General features: G+C 67.2%; 1 protein-coding gene. It reads right to left on the bottom strand.

Annotated features, from left to right (window positions below):
* Positions 1–294: 6,7-dimethyl-8-ribityllumazine synthase (locus VQ03_RS32450; protein ID WP_208605585.1), on the bottom strand; the 294-nt coding region annotated here is incomplete at its 3' end.
* Positions 295–555: the final 261 nt, after the last annotated feature.

Here is a 555-nt window from a genome sequence, read left to right as displayed (position 1 = left end):
GTCGTAATGGCCGGTCTCGCCACGAATGACGCAGCCCAGCGCAACGGCGGCGTCGTAGGGCTGGCCCGCGCGCGCTGCCTCTTCCACCAGAATGGCAATGGCGGCGGGGATCTCGAGAGCACCGGGTACCGTCACGACGACGCCCTCGGCTTCCGCCTCGTCGAGCGCACCCTGCGCGCCGGCGAGGAGTTCATCTGAGATGTCGTCGTAATAGCGCGCTTCCACCACGAGGACGCGCGCGCCCTTCACGTTCGTAGGCGGTGCCGGGCGGGCGGCGGGTGAGGGCGAAACCATCGTGGGCCTTGTCTATAGTAGCGGAGGGCGACATCGGCACGGACGTGACGAGTGAGCCTTGAGCGCGGATCGTCGGCATCGCCACCCAGTATGACCGGGTTGGCCCGGTTCGAAATCTTTTGACCGGTCGCATCAGAGAGGTGGGTCGGCGACCTATTGTTCGGTGGGCGAGCGATAGACCGAAGGGTGCCGTATCACAAGACAGCGCGTCAGGAGGCGCGGCTCTCGGACAGGCGGGCCTGGGTAGGCGGGGCCTGGGTG

It is taken from the genome of Methylobacterium tarhaniae (assembly GCF_001043955.1).
GTDB classification, from domain to species: Bacteria; Pseudomonadota; Alphaproteobacteria; order Rhizobiales; family Beijerinckiaceae; genus Methylobacterium; species Methylobacterium tarhaniae.
Note: the sequence above shows the minus strand (reverse complement) of the source record. Positions and strands in the feature narration are given on the sequence as shown.